This window comes from Candidatus Saccharimonadales bacterium (assembly GCA_036388415.1).
Classification (GTDB): Bacteria; Patescibacteriota; Saccharimonadia; order Saccharimonadales; family UBA4665; genus UBA4665.
The window spans coordinates 225796-244678 of record DASVRW010000002.1; the positions used below are offsets into that span (position 1 = coordinate 225796).

General features: G+C 49.8%; 16 protein-coding genes. 7 read left to right on the forward strand and 9 right to left on the reverse strand.

The genetic code is table 11. The features are described from left to right. Window positions 1–21: 21 nt before the first annotated feature. Entirely contained in the window at window positions 22–3399 is a 3378-nt protein-coding gene (locus VF575_01325) for an ATP-dependent DNA helicase (GenBank protein ID HEX8182224.1), read from the reverse strand. A 78-nt stretch (window positions 3400–3477) separates the two neighbouring features. Then, the gene (locus VF575_01330) at window positions 3478–4707 is read right to left on the reverse strand and encodes an FAD-dependent oxidoreductase (GenBank protein HEX8182225.1); all 1230 of its coding nucleotides are present in this window, start codon (window positions 4705–4707) and stop codon (window positions 3478–3480) included. 255 nt (window positions 4708–4962) lie between these two features. On the opposite strand from VF575_01330, the gene VF575_01335 reads away from it, so the two are divergent. After that, on the forward strand, window positions 4963–6663 hold the full coding sequence (locus tag VF575_01335) for an FAD-binding oxidoreductase (protein HEX8182226.1): 1701 nt from the start codon (window positions 4963–4965) through the stop codon (window positions 6661–6663). A 189-nt stretch (window positions 6664–6852) separates the two neighbouring features. On the opposite strand, the gene VF575_01340 is transcribed toward VF575_01335, so the two are convergent. The 3 genes from VF575_01340 to VF575_01350 form a co-directional block, all read right to left on the reverse strand. After that, window positions 6853–7872 (reverse strand): ATP-binding protein, encoded by a 1020-nt coding sequence (locus VF575_01340; GenBank protein ID HEX8182227.1) that lies wholly within the window; start codon window positions 7870–7872, stop codon window positions 6853–6855. Then, the gene (locus tag VF575_01345; GenBank protein HEX8182228.1) at window positions 7872–8552 is read right to left on the reverse strand and encodes a response regulator transcription factor; all 681 of its coding nucleotides are present in this window, start codon (window positions 8550–8552) and stop codon (window positions 7872–7874) included. The genes VF575_01340 and VF575_01345 overlap by 1 nt, the downstream gene beginning before the upstream one ends. A gap of 62 nt (window positions 8553–8614) precedes the next feature. Continuing rightward, window positions 8615–9604 carry a lysylphosphatidylglycerol synthase transmembrane domain-containing protein gene (locus tag VF575_01350; protein HEX8182229.1) on the reverse strand — a complete coding sequence of 330 codons (990 nt, stop codon included), beginning with the start codon at window positions 9602–9604 and terminating at the stop codon, window positions 8615–8617. A gap of 21 nt (window positions 9605–9625) precedes the next feature. Here VF575_01350 and VF575_01355 point away from each other — a divergent pair, with 21 nt between their 5' ends. From VF575_01355 to mscL, 4 genes are all read left to right on the forward strand, one after another. Beyond that, window positions 9626–11152: a hypothetical protein gene (locus VF575_01355; protein HEX8182230.1), complete on the forward strand. Its 1527-nt coding sequence runs from the start codon at window positions 9626–9628 to the stop codon at window positions 11150–11152. 41 nt (window positions 11153–11193) lie between these two features. Continuing rightward, window positions 11194–12141, forward strand: a complete 948-nt coding sequence (locus VF575_01360) for a glycosyltransferase family 2 protein (GenBank protein ID HEX8182231.1) — start codon at window positions 11194–11196, stop codon at window positions 12139–12141. Between the two features lie 94 nt (window positions 12142–12235). Further along, window positions 12236–13198 carry a lysylphosphatidylglycerol synthase domain-containing protein gene (locus VF575_01365; GenBank protein HEX8182232.1) on the forward strand — a complete coding sequence of 321 codons (963 nt, stop codon included), beginning with the start codon at window positions 12236–12238 and terminating at the stop codon, window positions 13196–13198. Between the two features lie 49 nt (window positions 13199–13247). Then, on the forward strand, window positions 13248–13673 hold the full coding sequence (mscL, locus tag VF575_01370) for a large conductance mechanosensitive channel protein MscL (protein HEX8182233.1): 426 nt from the start codon (window positions 13248–13250) through the stop codon (window positions 13671–13673). Between the two features lie 17 nt (window positions 13674–13690). On the opposite strand, the gene VF575_01375 is transcribed toward mscL, so the two are convergent. Beyond that, the gene (locus tag VF575_01375) at window positions 13691–14566 is read right to left on the reverse strand and encodes a YihY/virulence factor BrkB family protein (protein HEX8182234.1); all 876 of its coding nucleotides are present in this window, start codon (window positions 14564–14566) and stop codon (window positions 13691–13693) included. Between the two features lie 411 nt (window positions 14567–14977). Between VF575_01375 and VF575_01380 the strand changes: the two genes are divergently transcribed. Continuing rightward, window positions 14978–15472 (forward strand): hypothetical protein, encoded by a 495-nt coding sequence (locus VF575_01380; protein ID HEX8182235.1) that lies wholly within the window; start codon window positions 14978–14980, stop codon window positions 15470–15472. A 62-nt stretch (window positions 15473–15534) separates the two neighbouring features. On the opposite strand, the gene VF575_01385 is transcribed toward VF575_01380, so the two are convergent. After that, entirely contained in the window at window positions 15535–16008 is a 474-nt protein-coding gene (locus VF575_01385; protein HEX8182236.1) for a hypothetical protein, read from the reverse strand. A gap of 124 nt (window positions 16009–16132) precedes the next feature. Continuing rightward, a complete protein-coding gene (gene nhaA, locus VF575_01390; protein HEX8182237.1) occupies window positions 16133–17341 on the reverse strand; it encodes a Na+/H+ antiporter NhaA in 1209 nt (402 codons plus the stop codon). Window positions 17342–17587: 246 nt separating this feature from the next. Between nhaA and VF575_01395 the strand changes: the two genes are divergently transcribed. Then, window positions 17588–18451 (forward strand): phytanoyl-CoA dioxygenase family protein, encoded by an 864-nt coding sequence (locus VF575_01395; GenBank protein ID HEX8182238.1) that lies wholly within the window; start codon window positions 17588–17590, stop codon window positions 18449–18451. A gap of 88 nt (window positions 18452–18539) precedes the next feature. On the opposite strand, the gene VF575_01400 is transcribed toward VF575_01395, so the two are convergent. Continuing rightward, entirely contained in the window at window positions 18540–18857 is a 318-nt protein-coding gene (locus VF575_01400; GenBank protein ID HEX8182239.1) for a hypothetical protein, read from the reverse strand. Between the last annotated feature and the right edge of the window lie 26 nt (window positions 18858–18883).

An 18883-nucleotide genomic window follows, 5' to 3' on the forward strand; every position in this document is an offset into this window, starting at 1 on the left:
GACACGTCCTCGGCCAGCTTTTTATTTTACGCCGTCAATCAGATCCTGCTCGAATTGCAACACGCCTGCCAGTGTTGGCGGGTAGGCGTCTGTAGCAGGAAAATCTAGTCTTTGGACATGCGCCCATATGCTGTTCATGAGCTGCTTAATCCGCTGAGCTTCGTCGTCTTTAAAATGTAATTCCAAATTATTGACGGTACCGTCTGCGTCGCTCTCGATAAACTCCAACCGGCCTTTGGTGACCGTATAGCCGGCATACGTCCGCGATCCTTCGATTAGTAATTTGTAAGCATACAGCTGCAGGTGATATCGATGCATACGTAGATCGGTTTTCCAACCCTTGTAAGATTTGCCTGTTTTGTAATCCACGACAGTAATTGTTTTGCTCACCGTATCTATTTCAAGCCTGTCGACGCGGCCAGCCATATGCACATCGCCGTAGAATACATTCTCATTGCGAAAGTTCTTTTCAGCAATGTCCTCGGGCATATAGATATGGCCGCGTTGCTGGGTATATTCCGTCAAGGCAAGGCGGCCTCGCTCCTGTTCTAGCGCAATACGTTGCTCAGTTAGTTTTTTTGCCTTGATGCGTATATCGAACTGTTGCAGAACGTCCGTTAGCTCTGGCCGATAGCCATGTTCGCTCACCTGATGCTGGTACCATTCGAGTGTTTCATGTATCGCAGTACCAAACTGGCCGTCAGGACTCGGTACGCGGGGGAATTTCAAAATTTCATCGAGGAAAAATTGTTGCGGGCCGGCGTATTCGATATCTACAAAACTGACAAGGTGCGTCGGACTGAATTGGTAATTATCAGTCCGGGCGCTGAGCAAGCTCGATAAACTGACATTCTGCAGACTACCCAGGTGTGTTGTTCGCCAGTCAAGCTCCAGTAAGCTTATCGGTGGGACTTCAATATCGTCCGATATGACACGCTGGACTGCCGCTGGCAAAACCATTGCTTCGACGTGGCCGTCTGTCTGTTCCTGCTCATCAAAATACTTCAGCCGTGTCGAAGTTTTGCCGCTGAAACTCCGCGTCGGACTTGTCAGGTACAGTCCGGAGCGAGCCCGTGTCAGTGCTACAAACAGAATACGCAGTCGTTCATCGTCAGTTGCTCCGGCATGCCGGATGGGTTGTAAGTTGGCCGGCAGTGTCAGCTTATTACTGTTACCGCGGGCGCCAGCGCCCCAGACATCGTCCAGACAGCCCGGCAGGAAGACGTGAGCATACTCCAGGCCTTTGGCTTTGAAAACCGTCAGTAGCTGCACGGCATCAGCCTGCTGACTATACGGGCTGGTATCGATCATCGGCTGTTCGGCTGCCTCAAACATTGCAATAAAACTCAGAAAGTCTGCCAGCAGGAGTGCGCTGTCGGCACGATCTTGAAAGTCGCTGAGCCGGGCACGCAGCACTGTCAAATGCGATAGCGTCATATAGAATAACTCTGGCTGCAAGCGCTGAACTTCGGCTGACGTGTAATATTCGCGCAGCGGCGACATGACTGACCCCGTCTCGGCGTCTGAACAGTGTACCGGCAGCTCAGTCGAACCAATCAGGTAATCCAGTATTGTCTCGCAGCTTTCAGTCCCGACGCGCGCGCCAGCAGCCAGTAGTACCAGACCGGCCCGTCGCACGCTTGGATCGGTAGAGTCGAGCACTGCTTGGCTCCACGTCAGCTTGGTTTGGCCAATATCCGGATTGTTACGGCTATCGCTCACTTGCCACGATAATCGCCATATAACATCAACAGGGATTTGCCAGAATTCATAACTCAGGACTTGCGGCCATAGAGCGTTCGCGGCGCCCTGATCATTGCCAGTCATTGCAAGCAGCAGCCGGCTCATCGTAACCAGCTGTCGAACCACGGCGGCATCCAGTATATTTTCGCGCTTTTCATAGCGAACTGGAATATCGAGCGCATTCAAATAGGGTACCAGTGGCTCAAGTTGTTTATGTTTTGGAGCTAGAATCGCGATTTCACTCGGTGCAACGCCTTCATCAATAAGTTGTTTGATACGGCCCGCGGTCCAACCACGTTCAGCAATAGCGCTCTGGAATTCGCGCCGTTCAATTGTCGAAGAGGCAATGCTGTTATTTGCGGCTAAGAGCTGCTTGCTCATGCCGTCAAAATCTGTTTGGAGCCGGGCATCTATCTGACTGGCAACTGCACTGGCCACTGACAGAATATCACTATGCGAGCGATAATTTTCTGTTAGGTTGATGACTGTCGTGTTCCGGTACATTTTGTAATAATCGCGCATATTGGAATACTGTGCGCCCTGAAAAGCGTAGATCGCCTGATCGTCGTCGCCCACGGCTAGAATGTTTGGTCGACCCTCGTTAACCGGGTTTTCCGTCAGTAGCTGCACCAGTCGCAGCTGCGCAGCATTAGTGTCCTGAAACTCGTCGAGTAGTACGTACAAGTAGCGTTCTTGCAGGGTATAGCGCAGGTCAAGATTGGTTTCAAGCGCATTGATGCTGCGCAGTATCATGTCGTCAAAATCGTATAATCCTTCGGCGGCCAGTGCCGTCTGATAGCTGTCCAGCACGTCGGCTAGTGCTGTTATGCGCCGGTTTTGCAGCTCGCCGTCGATAATGAAATGATTGTTGCTGTCTTTGGCCAGCCATTTGTTTTTCCATTTTGTGAGCGGTGTTGATTTGCCGGCTGCCTCAGCGTCTTCAAGTGCTGTTTGCAGCTCGCTGACGCAGAGACGGCTGAGCGGTTCATACCGCTGGAGCGCCGGTGTCTGCGGTACGGCCGCTGCCAGCGCAACCAGTGTTTCTTCGAAGAGCGGCCGGGCTTTTGCGAGTGTACCGGGCATCTTGGCTACCTGCTGGTAAATTGGCTGTAACCGCTTGCCTGCCTCAGTAATAAAGCGCAGGTTTTCGATTGCCAGCGCCCGCAAATCGTCACTCGTCAGCAATGCCCGCTTGACTTCACTGATGGTGCTCATCAAATCGCCGGGATGGTGGCGCGTTTGCTTGAGCGGATTCTTGTAGCTCATAGCTTCGACGATGCTCAGTATAATCTGCCGCTTCGCCAGGTCATCAATAGCATTCTGCAAGCGTGTTTCGCTAAAGTATTCCGGATATCGGCTGATAATGTCACTACCAAATGAGTGATAAGTGCCGATGTTGACGTCGTAGGCTGATTTGCCAATAAACCGCGTCAGCCGTTGCCGCATGTTGGCCGCTCCACTTTCGGTAAAGGTCAAGCACAGGATATTTTGGGCGGGTGTGTCAGTCGTGCGCAGAATATTTGCTACTCGTGCACTGAGTAGCTGCGTTTTACCCGTGCCCGGCCCGGCGATAACCAGCAGCGGTCCTTCGATTGTGTCGACGGCTTGCTTCTGCTTGGCGTTGAGTGCCCGGTAGGCTTCTTCAAATGCATTCATCTGTCATTAGTATAGCCGTATTGGGCTCTGACGGCGACTAACGATGCTTTATTTGTTGACACTGGCGACGTATGAAATTTATTTATCGGTCATAGCTTGGCGCTGCGCATGACGGCACACCGTGCAGGCTTCTTCAGCTTCAAAGCTGGTGAGCCATTGCCGTCCGGCTTTCCACCATGGCAAATAATCAGCGAAAGCTATGAGATCGGCAAACTCGCGTAGCACCCAGCCAAGCCGGCCGTACAAACGGATCTTTCCCCATACGACAGCTGCCCACTGCTCGCCGACAGGAATAACGGTAATCGGCTTTTTGATCTTGTAACTTTTCGGGTCTTTACCGTCAGCTTTTCGTTTCAAATTACCAGCAACGTAAATACCGTCGTGCAGGGCCGTCTGCGCCATGCCGCTATATGGTGTGTTGGCGTTGTCTCCAACGACGTATATATTGTCTTCGGCTTGGAGATACATATCGGTGCTAACTTTGCCTCTTGGGGTCATCGCAAAGCCATTGTTTTTGAAAAACGGATGATTTGATACGCCGGCCGTCCAAATGACAGTATGACTTCGGATCGGTTTGCCGCTGACGGACAGCTGATCGGCGGCTAGCGCTTCGACAACTTTGCCGGTATACAGTTTGACGCCGATTTTGCGTAGGCGCTTCGCTACCATTAGTGAAGTGTCCTTCGGCATGCGTGGAAGCAAACGCGGCGCGGCCTCAATCAGGTCGATGTGTGCGGCCTTATGCTTGATGCCATGATTAGCCATAATCTGTTTTAGGTACTCTGGTAATGCTCCCGAGAGTTCGATGCCGGTTGGGCCCGCGCCGACGATGACATAATTTAGATCCGGAGCTCTGTCGTCTTCGATCTGCTTGTGCAAATGCTCTTTGAAACGCTTGATTTCAGTTGGCGATTTAATGCTATACGATAGCTCCTGCATGCCAGGAATGCCAAAGTAATTGGTTACGACGCCGAGTCCTATGACCAAGGCATCGTATTGGACAGTTTGACCGTCCTGCAAGCCTATCGTCCTAGTTTTACGGTCGAGTGTCGTGGCTTCGCCGTGCAGCAAAGTGATTTTCGAGTCATCAAATAAACTTTTGAGCGGAATGATTGAACCTGCAACATTACCGCCGGTTGCCGTACGGTACAGTGATGGATAATACCGGAAATCGGTTTGATCTGACAGCACAGTTATATCGAAACGGCCAGCGTCTTCGGCTAGTTCAAGTGCGGTTTTGATGCCAGCAAAGCCAGCGCCAATAATCAGAACTTTTTGCTTCTTCAGTTTTGTGGTTTGGGCAGTCATTACTACGCAAGTATATAAAACTATAAGCAATATGGCTATGCTGAAATATGCTTATGCATATAGACTTATTAAAATCCTGACTCTCAAAACCTCTCCATGGGCCTCGTCAACCTGTCCGCCTCCACCCATTTTTATCTTCAGGGATAAAATATTTCTAAGAACCGCCCCGCAGGTCGCCAGAGTAAGGTAAAGGTTTTGAGATTCCAGTTCAGAAAGATTGCATATATGGGCTGAAACGGTTAAGCTTAATGCTATATGACCCCAGAAAATAATCCAGAAAATACAGAAAATCTTGCAAGTGTAAAACAAAAACTTGTGGAGCTCGGCTTCAAAGGCGATCTTGACGATAGCACTGAGACAAAGGACTTTTACAGTCATGATGCATCAATGTTTGAACTGATTCCAAAGCTGGTGGTATTTCCCAAGGACACCCAGGATGTCTCGACACTGATTGGCGTAGTTAATGCCAACAAAGCAACAATGCCGGAATTGTCGCTGACAGCCCGCAGTGCTGGCACCGATATGTCAGGCGGCGCGATCAATGATTCTATCATTGTTGATTTCAAAAAGTATTTCACGACAATCAGCGAAGTCACACCGACAACCGCCCATGCGCAGCCCGGCGTTTTTTACCGCGATTTTGAAGTTGAAACACTCAAGCACGGCGCGCTGATGCCAACCTACCCTGCTTCACGTGATTTATGCACGATTGGCGGCATGGTCAGTAATAATTCCGGCGGCGAGAAATCATTGGAATACGGCAAGATACATCGCTTCATTCCGTCACTGAACGTTATGTTCGCGGACGGCATCGAGCGCGTTGTCAAGCCACTGCAACGTCCGGAGCTTGACGCTAAGATGAAGCAGAATGATTTTGAAGGATTTGTATACCGAGAACTTTACCGCCTGATCGAAGATCATTACGACCAAATAAAGTCGGCCCGGCCTAAGGTTAGCAAGAACTCAACCGGCTATTCGCTGTGGGATGTCTGGGACCGCAGTACGGGTATATTTGATCTGACGCAGCTGATATGTGGGGCGCAGGGTACGCTTGGATTTGTGACGGATATACACTTCAAGCTCGTGCCGCACCGCCAACATTCCGGCCTGCTGGTATTATTTATGAAGGATATCAATAAACTTGGTGAAGTCATCAATGTCGTACTTAAGCACAAGCCGGCGACATTTGAATCATTTGACGACGCCACGCTGCTGTTATCGATCAAGTTTATGCCGTATTTCCTGAAGATGCTCGGCGTCAAAGCGTTTTTGAAGCTGATTATCGGATTAATACCGGATGGCCTGCAGCTGCTGCATGGCATACCGAAGCTGGTTCTCATGGTAGAATTCGACGGCGATTCCGCCGATGAAGTCCGCCAAAAAATCCGCGCTCTTCATAAAGAACTTGGCGCTAAGCGCACCTACTATGAAATCAACGGCTTCGAAGAAGATGATACTGAACTAAAGAGTGAAAAGTTTTGGATCATGCGCCGCCAGAGTTTTCAACTGCTTCGCAAAAAGGTCAAGGACAAGCACACGGCGCCGTTTATTGACGATTTGGTTGTTAACCCGCCGTATCTGGTGGAATTCTTGCCGCAGCTGCGGGCTATCATCAAAAAGTACAAATTGTTCGCAACCATCGCCGGCCACATGGGCGACGGCAACTTCCACATTATTCCACTGATGAAGCTGGAAGACCCTGAGGAACGCGCTAAACTTCTGCCGGCGATGAAAGAAGTCGACGAATTGGTGCTTAAATACCACGGCTCATTATCCGGTGAACACAATGACGGCCTGGTCCGCGGCCCGTGGCTGACACAGATGTACGGCCCGGAAATGGTTGACGTATTCAAGGCGGCCAAAAAGATCATGGATCCTCAAAACATCTTCAATCCGCATAAAAAATCTGACGCTGATTGGGATTACAGCTTCAGTCACATTCGCGACCATTTCTAATCACTATATCCGTCGTCTTTACTGCGTTCGGACCTGGATCACAAAACCTCCCCATGAGCCTCGTCAACCTGTCCGCCCCTAAAATTTTTCATCTTTAAGGATGAAACAATTTTGGGTCTGCCCCGCAGGTTGCCGCTCAAGGTAGAGGTTTTTAGATTCAAGTGTTCTACCTGACGCATGCTTGCCTGTTTATGATTTCAAGGTAGTCGGCAATATAACGCTGACGCTGGTTCCGCTTCCTTCGGTACTACTAATAACGATCTCTCCGTCATGGAGGTCGGCGATAAGCTTGGCAAGCGACAGTCCGAGTCCGAAGCCACGGGGTGACGGAGTTGATTCGTTGCTCGTACGCGCAGTGTCGGCGCGGTAAAACCTGTCGAACACATGCGGCAGCGCGCTGGCGGGAATACCGGCACCGCTATCCTGAATGTCGACAATTACCCTGCCGCGGCCGCGGAGCATAGTTAGTTTCACATTGGAGCCAGCCGGACTGTATTTGACAGCGTTTTCAAGCAGAATTATAAATAGCTGTGTCAGACTGCCACGATTTCCCTTCAGCTGTTTTTGCTCCAATTTAGCATCAATTTTTATATTTTTAGTCGCTGCCAGCGGCCGGACAGTTTCTGTAGCGTTGTTGATGACTTCCTGTATATCAAGCGTTGTGAACTCGTTGCGCAGCTTGCCAGCTTCCATGCTGCTGAGGAGCAACAGGTTATTTATGAGCGCTTCCATGCGCTCGACTTCCTCCATGTTGCTGCGCAGCGTACTACGTAGCTCTTTGCCGGATGATTTCGAATCGAGCAGGGCGACTTCTGTTTCCATCTTGAGCGCGGTCAGCGGGGTGCGCAGTTCGTGACTGACATCGGCAGTAAAGCGTTTTTGCTGCTCGTGGGCCGCCTCGATTGGCCGTAGAGTGCGCCGGGCTAGCAGATAGCTGGCAGCGGAGGTCAGGATGAGTACTAAAATGTTGAAGTAGACTATTTCCAGGAATATACGATGAGATCTCAGGGCAAGCTCGGCATTGGGCGTACCAGGTGTGCGCAGACCAAAAGGTTCGTAGGCGGTCGTCCAGCGGGTGTATTGATTATAGATGCCAGTATGCAACTCATGCACGGCGACGCGGTATAGTACGACGCTGAATACGATGCAAATTGACATAACGAGCGCCACATAGACGGCCGTCAGTTTGAATAGCGCCGAGCGAAACATCAGGCACTTTCACCGAGTATGTAGCCGAAACCGCGCCGGGTATGCAGCAGCGGCTTCTCGTCCGGGAAGGCACGGTCGATCTTGGTACGTAGATAGCCAATATAGACTTCGACGGTATTAGGCAGTATATCGGCCTCTTCGTTCCAAATGTGAGCAATCAGTGAATCTTTGGTGATGATCTGCCCAGCGTGATGCATAAAATATTCAAGCAGTAAAAACTCTTTGTGCGAGAGTTTGATCGGCTGTCCGGCACGATGTGCAGTATAGGCGACTGGATCAAACTCCAGGGTGTCAACTTTAAGGATTGTGCCGGTACTGGTAGCCGGCCGCCGAAGGAGTGCTCGCACGCGGGCGGTTAGTTCATCGAATGAGAACGGCTTGACGAGATAGTCGTCAGCCCCGCTGTTGAGGCCTTCAACTTTATCACCGATGGTTCCCCGGGCCGTCAGCATCAAAACCGGCGTGTGAACGCCATCGGCACGGAGTTTTTGGCACAGCGCAGTGCCGTCCATGCCGGGCAGCATACGGTCCAGTACAATCAAATCATAATCATCGCTCGAAGCGTAGGCGTAGCCGGCGTCACCGTCATGCACCATGTCGACAGCGTAGCCCTGCAACTCCAAACCGCGTTTGACGGCACTGGCTATCTTAACTTCATCTTCAACGACTAATATACGCATTACAGCTTACTATACGATATTCTATTGAATTTTTGCTGTAATTTGCTGCACATACACACGACTTATTCCTCATCACTCTTCGTTATGTGTTTTGGGCCGTTTGATAGATATTTCTTGGCTTGCATGCTGGTTGCAATAACAATCAGTATAAGCAAGTATAGGACGTAGACGCCGCGGTCGATCAGGCTGGCGGTGACCACCTGGCTGCTTGGCAGATGGTGCAGGCTCTGCGAAAAGACGACAAATGATTCGCGGAATCCAATCGCTCCCGGTGTAACGGACACAAATAGTGCGAAATTTGCTGCACCGGTGTAGATCAGTGCTGGTACGGCGCTGATCTGTTGCCCGAAGCTGCCGAGTTCAACATAGAAAATAATGGCGAACATAGTAACCTGCGCCAGCGTTGCGACTGCCAAACTGCCGACATGCTGCAGTTTGAGGCGTTGGAAGCGCACCGGCAGCCAGTGCGCCCGGCGAACTATCAGCGGTGCCAGGACGACGATCAGGCAGATGCCGGCCAGTACCCACAGACCGACAAAGTAAGCGAGTATGAACAACCCGCTAAAAGCAGCATAAAAAGCGTAATACAGCAGTGTGGCGATCGTATAATTTTTGAGCTTAATGTTATGGCGCCGCTTGAGGTATGCGGCCCGGAAGGCTGGACCGCTCTGCAGCGGGCCAAAAAAATTGATGATCGAGGAGTACATGATGAGCAGCATGCTTTCTTTGCGGCCGAGTTTGATCTCGCACAGTTCCAGCGTTTCGCGCTGAATCCAGACAAGCGTACCCAGAAATACACCATACAACGCCAGTAATAATCCCAGGTCAGCCAGCGACAGTTTAGTGATCTGCCGTATGATTTCTGGATTCTGCCGGACGTAGTAAGTAAATGCTATGCAGGTGGCGAGGAGGACAATGACTGCAACAGCAGACCGAAGATGCTTGCGGACCATGAGCATATTGTAGCGCAAAATCAGACCTTTAAGGCAATTGTCAGCAAAACCCAGTATAATGAGCTGTAATGGTATGTATTGTTCGTCGCGTTCAGGCATGGAAAGACGCCAGCATCTCGTATGTTTGATGCTGTCTCTCAGCTGGTGCTGCGCTGTTTGCGCTCCCGCAAGTTTTTTTACGGCATAGTCGGCTTGCTGGTTATCCAGGCGGCCTGGATTGCCCTGACTGCCCGCTATCCTCAGGCGTTTGACGAGAATTATCATCTCGGCCTCATCGAGCTGCATACGCGGCAGATACTGCCATTTTTTACCGAACAGCCTGCCGGTCCGGCTATCTATGGAGCGCTGGAACGTGATCCATCGTACCTGTATCACTACATCATGAGCTTTCCCTACCGGCTGCTGACGGATATCACATCAAGTGCGACTGCTCAAATTATTGTGCTGCGGTTTATCAACATCGGTATTTTTGTAGCCGCGCTGTACGTCTACCGCAAGCTGTTTCAGGAGCTTGGCATTGGCCGTGCATTAACAAATACGGTGCTGCTGTTTTTTGTTTTGCTGCCCGTCGTACCGCTGCTGGCAGCACAGATTAATTATGATAATTTTATGGTGTACCTGACTGGCCTGCTCTTTTTGTATATTGTTCGACTCTATCACCAGGTATACGGCGCTGGCCAGCCGAACCGAGCTATGCCAGTCGTCGTTGTCTTGCAGATACTTTTGGTGGGGGCTATTGGTAGTATCGTCAAATTCCCGTTTGCGCCGTTATTTTTTGCCGCCGCCGTCATCGCCGGTTTTATTATTTTTCGTCGCTGGCGAACGCTGCGAACGGCAGATGATGCGCGCGCGTCAGTATTTGCAGTACCGCCCCGGTCAGACCGCCTCAAATTGGTACTGCTCGCCGCCGTGACAGTAATTATGCTTGGCCTCTGTGTCGAGCGCTATGGTGTCAATCTGGTCCAATATCAGGCACCAGTGCCGAAGTGTGACAAAGTACTAAGCATTGATGCTTGCCAAGCCTACTCACCATGGGCACGGGATCACCTGTTTGCGGCGACCTATCCAAAGCCGACATTGCAGGGTATCGCGGTCTATCCAGCCGTGTGGGTACACCGAACTGTCTACGAAACGATGTTCTCGATCACCAGTTATTTTGAACCATCGGGCAAGGTGACCTACGCGCCAGTTCCGCCGCTGACAATTGCTAATTACACTGCCTGGACTATTGTCTGCCTAGGTGCGCTCTGTGCGGCGCGTTTCTGGCGCCAGATCTGGAACAATGCCGGGCTTCGCCTGACGCTACTGATCTCGGTATTTTATTTGGCGGTATTATTTATCCAAAATTTCGCGATGTATCTGCATACCGGCGAGGCAGTGGCGATACATGGCCGTTATCTCGTGCCAATGTATCCGGTACTGCTGCTGGCGCTCGCAATCGGAATTTCTGCTGCGTTCAATCACTACAAAGTAGCGAAATTTAAGTCAGCGCTTGTGATCGTGACCCTACTGCTATTCTTGCAGGGCGGTGGTATAACTGGCTGGATCGTCCGCAGCAACCCCTCATGGTACTGGCAGCAGAGTTCAGTGGCGGCACGAGCCAACTGGCTGGCTCAGGGCACACTAAAGCGGATAGTGCATCATTAACGAGTTTATGTTATAATACATATAGTTAAACACAACTGCATATGAAATTAGTCATTCAAATCCCCTGCTATAACGAAGAAGCGACATTGCCGATCGTCCTCAAAAGCATACCCAAAAAAATCAAAGGTATTGATAGTATTACGGTTCTTGTCATGGACGATGGGTCGACCGACCGGACTGTCGAAGTTGCCCGCAAACACGGGGTCAAAGAGTTTGTGCTGCACCGGCGTAATGTCGGCCTCGGCCGGCAGTTCCACGACGGCGTCAACCGTGCCTTGGAGCTCGGTGCCGATATCGTCGTCAATACCGATGCCGACAATCAGTATCCGCAAGACCGCATCGAGGATCTGGTACAGCCGATACTGCGCGGCGAAGCCGACATTGTCATTGCTGACCGACAAACGCATACAATCGAACATTTCTCGGCTTTTAAGAAATTTTTGCAAAAAGTTGGCAGTCAGGTCGTCAATAAAGCCGCCGGCACTGATCTGCCGGATGCTGCCAGTGGCTTCAGGGCTTACTCGCGTGAGTCGCTGATGCAGCTCAATACGATTACACGGTTCAGTTACTGCATGGAAACAATCATCCAGGCCGGTACCAAGCGGCTGGCTATAACTAGCATTGCGGTAACGACCAATCCAAAGCTGCGCGAATCCCGTCTATTCCGGTCCACGCCTGAGCACGTGCTTAAGTCGGCGATGGCCATTATCCGGGCCTACATTATGTATCGGCCGTACATGGTGTTCGGAACCCTCGGCCTAAGCTTATTGTTGCTTGGACTCGTGCCGTTTGCCCGCTACGTGTACTTAACGTTAATTAATGATACGGGTCGCGGCCATCTTCAGTCATTGATAGTCGGCTCTATCTTCCTGACCGGCGCGTTTCTCTGCCTCGTGTTGAATATCATCGCCGACTTGATCCGCATTAACCGAATTCTCATTGAAGACAATCTCGAACACACCAAGCGGATGCGGTTTCCAAAAAAATAAGGCCGTCATCGGCAGTTTTCAGAATTCAGGTGTATCCGTAGTTAAAAACTGATAGCTGCACAATAAAGCATAAGCACGTATACTGTAGTCAATCATGGCTACACGCACTCCGCCTGCTAAGCATCGTCCCTATCACCTGGCAATGCAGCGTAATCTACTCATTAATATAGTCATCTTTGGGGGTGTATTGTATCTATTTGGGTGGCAGCTGCGCGGTGTATCCGAAAGCCTGACGGCGCTGCGGCAAGCTGATGTCGTGCAAACACTTTGTGCCTTGGCGGCAATTATTGTCAGCTACGTCGCTGCTGCGCTCAGCTACCAAGCTCTAGCGATCCGGCGTCTGCAGTTCCGGGCGACACTGGCCGTCCAGGTTGCATCGGGCTTTACCAACAGGTTGCTACCGGCTGGCCTGGGCGGGCTGGGACTATTCGCAGCCTACTATAAAAAGCAGGGTCACACGCTGCCGGTTTCGTCTGCGCTTGTCGCGACTAATAACCTCGTCGGGTTTATCGGTAATAGTATTTTACTGATAGCTGTCGTACTGCTACATCCATCGTACATCAGGCAGTTTAACGGTCTTAATGCTTCAGGTGCAGTCCTGATTATAGCTGCGGGCATTGTGGCTGGCCTGTGTCTGTTTTTGTTCATTCGGCAGGATCTGCTGCGGCGCCTGATGGCATTTGTTCGGGCGACCTGGCATGCACTCCGCGTCTATCTTCGTCCCAATAGCCGTACAGTCAAAGCACTGCTATGTAATATGATAGCCACGAGCTGTAATGTCTTGGCTTTGAGCCTGGCCGTATCAGCTGCTCACGGTTCGCTCGATTGGCCAGCGGCGCTGCTCGTCTTGTCGCTCGGTACGGCTATCGGCGCTGCGGTGCCGACTCCGGGAGGTATAGGCGGCGTCGAAGCTGGCTTGCTGGCAGGCATGGTGGCGTTCAACGTTTCTCCGGCCAGTGGACTGGCTGCTGTATTTTTGTACCGTGGCCTGTCCTATTGGCTGCCAATCATTCCCGGCATCGTAGCTTTCCGGCTGATTGAAAAACGCTTGCTGTAGATTTTCTGGTCCTGCGCTTGCTACAATATAGTTTAAACGAGGAGTGTATATGTTTCAGGAATTTAAAAAATTTGTGCTGCGTGGCAATGTCGTCGATCTCGCGGTAGCGGTCGTCATCGGAGCTGCCTTTACATCGGTGGTTACTGCCTTTGTAACGGACTTTCTGACGCCGCTGATTGCATCTGTTCAGGGTTCACACGACTTCGCAAAATACGCATTTCAGCTAAACGGCACTAGTTTTCCATACGGGCATTTCCTCAATGCCTTCATTAGCTTTCTACTAACGGCTGCTGTCGTCTTTTTCTTCGTGGTACAGCCGCTTAATCATTTGACGGAAATCAGCAAACGAGCCAAGAAAACTGCCGACCCAACTACTCGCAGCTGCCCAGCCTGCTACGGAGAAATACCCGTCAAAGCGTCGCGCTGTATGCACTGCACGACGCGGTTCGCGCCGAATGATCCTTCGACGAAGTAACAGGCGTTAACTAGCTCTTATGTGTCTGATGTATCATCAAACATCGGTTTCGGCCAATCCTTCTGGGCTCGTACTGCCGTGATAACCAGCGCATAAATAATAATCTGCGATTGTATGTATATCCAAAACATTATGCCAAGTGTCAGGGCAAATGAGCCGTAGCTATCATTCAGTTTCGGCAGCTGTTGCGACATAATGCGGGTACCAAAATGCTGTACGAGCAATAGTCCGCTGGCAGCTATCAAGGCTCCGGGCACCAGCCAGTGAAGCCTAATGCGGTTTGATGTACCCAGCCGAAATACAACGAGAAACAAGCCGAATACAATCGCCAAGTTGACGATTGTTATGAGTATAGCGCCAATAATGCCAATATCGAGGATGCTGCTAAGCCCATAGCTGACAACCGTACCGATGATAATGCCAATACCGACAGAAAACATCATGGCAAAGCTGCGTAAGTTGTCACCGACAAAATTCGGCCGGTGCTGTTTGTCGACATGCCAAACGTTGTTGAAGGCTTCCTGCAGCATCGCCGCCAGACCACGGGCACCGTACAGTAGTGCAAGGATTTCTAGGGCTAGTACGACGCCGCTGCCCTTAAGGGTGTGCACGCTGTTTTGTATGCTTGAGCTCATCGCCGGAAAATATTGAAATACTTCACCACTAATGCGTTTTTGGAGTTCGGGATCACCGCTGGCGACTATGCTGAGAACGGTAATAAATACTAGCAGCAACGGGAATAAAGCCAAGAAAGCATAGTAGGTTATGAGTGCAGCTTGCCGTCCTGCCTTGTCATCACCGTAACGCTTGATGACAGCGACTGAAAAGGCTAAAACGGCATGTTTTTGCTGATATGTATCGACGGCACTCTTCGCCGAGTCTAAGAATTTCATATATCACTATGATACGGTGCCAAGCCAAGCATGCAAAACCCAATTTGGAGCTGTATTCGTATTATTGTAAGAATTCTCATAGCTTACGGTTATTGCATGCACGACAATGTGGTGTAGATTGTGAGGAACTACTACTATGGAAGCAAAAATTTCAGCGCTTGTGACAGAATACGAATCGCAGCAAAGACTAAAACTTGCTCGGTTTTATACCAGGCACAATTAAGCGGCGATAGGTTCTTAATTGCCTGCATAAGTTATACTCCATGAATGTTTTTGTTAGCACCGGATTTATTGTATGCAGCTGGCTATAGATGCATACCTCGACATGATTAGGCAATTTGGCAAAACGAGCGTATACTAGAGACATAAGAAACCATACGATCCTCGTATACACTTTCGGAAAGCTTTTCTATGAAACACGTCATCGGCAAAACCAATAATGGCGTCACGGTATATGTTGATCTCATAAGTTCCCAGGCAGCTAATCAAATCTCACGCCAACCCTATTTGCTGAATTTATTAAAGGAGCTGGTCGAACGCACGGTTATTACCGGAAACGAGCTGCAGTTTGACCAGGATATGGGCCGGCCGGTTGGTCACGAGTCTATTGTCGAAACTTCCGATACGGATACCGTTATATATGCCCAGAAGCTCAAAGACGATGTCTACACCCGGTTCGTCAAAAACGCCAAGCCAAAGCCGACACAGCACGTCACATTGATACTTCAAAAAAATACTGATGATGAGTACGAACTGATCGATACGTGGATCGGCCGGCTCAGCCCACCCCGCCCCGGCAGCAAATACGAAAATGCCGAGAGCATACCGTACTGGGCCACGCACGCCTACGTGCTCGACGGCGAACCAGTCCAGTCGAAGAGCATCACTAAAGATTGCCCGTACTAGCATAATTTGAGTAGAGCTGCCAAAAGCGCTCGCAGCGTACACCCACCGCGTAGATCACTTGTTTACTGAACGTTGTTCGGATTAAACTGGTTGATACTTTGTATAAACGGGTCTTGATCGGGGCTGGTCAATGGGCTGTAGGTCACGTGCAGTAATCTACTATCAAGCCCTTCGTCGGTCGCGGCAATCGAAACTATATTGCCTACTTGAGGATTTAGAACGCTATCCCTTACTTGCCTCATCGCATTAGCGACCGCTTGCGCACGCAGGGCATATCGTAAGTCTAAGTCTATGATTTGAGATATCTCAGCAACGTTTATGGCGGTCCTTTTGGGAAGTTCTGAATCCTTGTCGATGACAAGGTTGATATCAGTTTTAGGCGCGCCCAGTAAACCCTTTTTTTCAACTACTATTCCATGAAACCAGAATACTTTGGGTCGACCGCGGTCTAATTGTGGCATTGCCCATTGATCGGGGTTATCATTTCGGCCGTCGTTGTTTGGGGAAACGGTAGACGATTCTGGTGTTTGTGACATAAGCCTATAATACTACGTAAATAATTTATGTCAAATTATCTATTTGAATGATTGAGCGTGCGTGTCGTTCACGACTACTGACGAGTTGCTGGGCACGCGCACCTACTTATATACCGGGCCCAATTTATTTCTTCGCAAAATACTTCAGTGCAACAATGCCGAGCCCACCGCTGATAGCTGAGGCTATAAAGATGCTGATTTTGGCTGCTTGTATGAGTTGCTCTTCTTCGAAGGCAAGTTCTGTTACGAATATCGACACCGTAAATCCAATTCCGGCCAGCAGCCCGACACCAATGACATGATTCCAGCTCGACCCGCTCGGCAGCTCGGATATTTTCAAGCGTATCATGAGCCATGAAGCGCCGACGATGCCGAGAACTTTACCGACTACGAGACCAAGTATAATCCCTCCGGCAATCGGGGCAGTTCTGCTGTCGCTAAATATATCGAGCGAAAATGCTATCCCAGTACTAGCAAACGCAAAGAGCGGAACAACGATCAGTGTAGATAGCGGTATGGTGCGTTTTTCAAGCCGTTCAGCAATAGATTCGTGCTCATCTTTGCGAGTGGCTAGTGGTGCCAGCAGCCCGATGACCGCCCCGGCAATACTGGCGTGTATGCCTGATTGTTCCACTGCCAGCCAAAGCAGTATGCTACCACCTACAAACAGCGGCATCGACAGCAATCTGTACGTATGCAGAGCCGCAAAAAGTAGAGCGATTGTAGCAGCAATGCCGAGCATATATAGGTTAATGCCAGAGCTGTAGAAGAGAGCAATGATGACAACCGCGCCGATGTCGTCTACGATTGCCAGTGTTAATAAAAACAGACGTATCGAAGCCGGTATGCCCTTACCGACAAAAGCTAATATGGCGACCGCAAACGCAATATCTGTAGCCATTGGTATAGCCCAGCCGTTACTTGCCCCAGTCCCGCGGGTAATTATTAAATATAGTACTGCTGGCACAACCATACCACCGAGCGCTGCTGCAAACGGCAATGATGCTGTCTTTAGTCTGCGCAGTTCACCTTTGACAAGTTCCCGCTTTAGTTCCAGCCCGACGACCAGAAAGAAAATTGCCATCAGCCCCTCGTCTATCCAGTGGCGTAGGTCTTTTGATAGAACCCAGTCGCCCACTCCTATGCTGAGCTGCATATTCCATAAGCCGTCATAGGCTGTCCGTAGCGCAGTGTTGGCAGCAATCAATGCCAGAATGGTGGCTCCGAGTATTAACTTCCCGCTTATTGCTTCGTCCTTCAGTAAATACGTCGCGAGAGCCGATAGCTGCGCAGGATGGAATGCTTGAGCTATATTTTTGATTTTACTGTGCAAGATGTTGTCCAGTCGAACTTAATTGATCGCTGACCAGACTTCCCAGCACGCCTTATAAACATAGTAGCTGAATTGCTCCGTATGTACCAGGCGAAGTTCAGAATTGCCACCGTTCTGTAGACTGCGATTGCGTGTATGCAGTATAGGCGTATCGCATTTTTACCGTATTATTAAAACAAAACGTATATTTACAAAAAATAGATTGTATAGTATAATACCGTTTACTTTATTCAAGGATTATTATATATGAGTCATGAAATTCCAGTGTTTGATCCCAAAGTCGAAATGAAAACACTATACAGCGATGGCGTATCAAGCCTACGTGGTGCGTTCGACAGGCAGTCCGGTCCTCGCCTGCTTGAGGAATATGGTGCGGAATTGCAGCAAGCCAAAGATGCCAAAATCACCAAAGGGCGCGGTCCAAATCGTATATGGTTTCCAGCTCGTCCAGAAAAAATTTCAATGTTTACTGAGTTGATAACGCACCCTTACATAACGGAAGTCAGCGAGGCGGTGCTTGGTCATGATTATCAAATAGTCGAGCTTGGATTTGACGAGCCGTCGCAGGGTGCCAAAAATCAACCATGGCATCGTGATTTTCCAATTCCTAATGTTACAAAGGACGGAGGCAGATTAGACGCCTTAGCCTTTAACGTTACATTAAAGGACGTCAAGCCAGACATGGGACCATTCGAGATTGCTCCCGGCACGCAGTTTATGGAAGAGCCGGAATTTATGCTTGCGAGAGGCATGTTTGTCTACAAGCGGTATTATGATTATTTTACTGATGATACAACACAAAAGCGTATGGGAAAGCTGGGTGATATTCAGGTACGTACACCGCTGACCCTGCACCGGGGAACTACGCACGCCTCAGAGGAGACTCGACCAGTCATGATACTAGGCGTCTGTGCCCGTGAAGTGCAGACTGAAGGCGTGCATAGTTTGCCGGTTAGTGCCGAGTGGTTTGACGGGTTATCGCCGCGGATACAGGATACAATGCAGCAACACGTTCGATATACGCTCGTTGACACACTTAGAGCTATCAAAACACCAGGTACAGATGTCGAAGAGTTGATGATGGGTAACGAATCGCTCATCCCAAACTAAAGACTCAATAGAGTCGTAACGCATAATGGGCGCCAGTGCTACGAGAGCTAATAATTTAAGCCCACCGCACTTACATAATCTGAGCTACCTAATACTTTATATCTAAATCGCCTAAATCTCTTTTGATGGCTTCGGCTCGATCAACGAGTTCCGATAAGTTAGCTGTGTTATGCGTAGCCCATTTACCCGCGACTATTACAAGACCTAAGTCCGGGCGATGCTCTAATCCAATTTCGTGTTCCGGGGACTGAGCAACTCTGACGGTATATTGCTCTATGCCGTGTAATGCATTTAATTCTTCAGCGGCAAACTGTAAGTATGCTATGTTTCTTTTTTCTACGACTTCACCATTGACGGCTATAAGAGGCTGTCCAGAGAATAATCGAAGAGGTTCTCTGTCCATCATAACGTTACTGTACTATGTAATGATGT

Excerpts from the sequence above, each read along its gene's own strand:
- VF575_01325 (HEX8182224.1), bottom strand. The coding sequence starts at position 3,399 with ATGAATGCATTTGAAGAAGCCTACCGGGCACTCAACGCCAAGCAGAAG.
- VF575_01330 (HEX8182225.1), bottom strand. The coding sequence starts at position 4,707 with ATGACTGCCCAAACCACAAAACTGAAGAAGCAAAAAGTTCTGATTATT.
- VF575_01335 (HEX8182226.1), top strand. The coding sequence starts at position 4,963 with ATGACCCCAGAAAATAATCCAGAAAATACAGAAAATCTTGCAAGTGTA.
- VF575_01340 (HEX8182227.1), bottom strand. The coding sequence starts at position 7,872 with ATGTTTCGCTCGGCGCTATTCAAACTGACGGCCGTCTATGTGGCGCTC.
- VF575_01345 (HEX8182228.1), bottom strand. The coding sequence starts at position 8,552 with ATGCGTATATTAGTCGTTGAAGATGAAGTTAAGATAGCCAGTGCCGTC.
- VF575_01350 (HEX8182229.1), bottom strand. The coding sequence starts at position 9,604 with ATGCCTGAACGCGACGAACAATACATACCATTACAGCTCATTATACTG.
- VF575_01355 (HEX8182230.1), top strand. The coding sequence starts at position 9,626 with ATGTTTGATGCTGTCTCTCAGCTGGTGCTGCGCTGTTTGCGCTCCCGC.
- VF575_01360 (HEX8182231.1), top strand. The coding sequence starts at position 11,194 with ATGAAATTAGTCATTCAAATCCCCTGCTATAACGAAGAAGCGACATTG.
- VF575_01365 (HEX8182232.1), top strand. The coding sequence starts at position 12,236 with ATGGCTACACGCACTCCGCCTGCTAAGCATCGTCCCTATCACCTGGCA.
- mscL (HEX8182233.1), top strand. The coding sequence starts at position 13,248 with ATGTTTCAGGAATTTAAAAAATTTGTGCTGCGTGGCAATGTCGTCGAT.
- VF575_01375 (HEX8182234.1), bottom strand. The coding sequence starts at position 14,566 with ATGAAATTCTTAGACTCGGCGAAGAGTGCCGTCGATACATATCAGCAA.
- VF575_01380 (HEX8182235.1), top strand. The coding sequence starts at position 14,978 with ATGAAACACGTCATCGGCAAAACCAATAATGGCGTCACGGTATATGTT.
- VF575_01385 (HEX8182236.1), bottom strand. The coding sequence starts at position 16,008 with ATGTCACAAACACCAGAATCGTCTACCGTTTCCCCAAACAACGACGGC.
- VF575_01395 (HEX8182238.1), top strand. The coding sequence starts at position 17,588 with ATGAGTCATGAAATTCCAGTGTTTGATCCCAAAGTCGAAATGAAAACA.
- VF575_01400 (HEX8182239.1), bottom strand. The coding sequence starts at position 18,857 with ATGATGGACAGAGAACCTCTTCGATTATTCTCTGGACAGCCTCTTATA.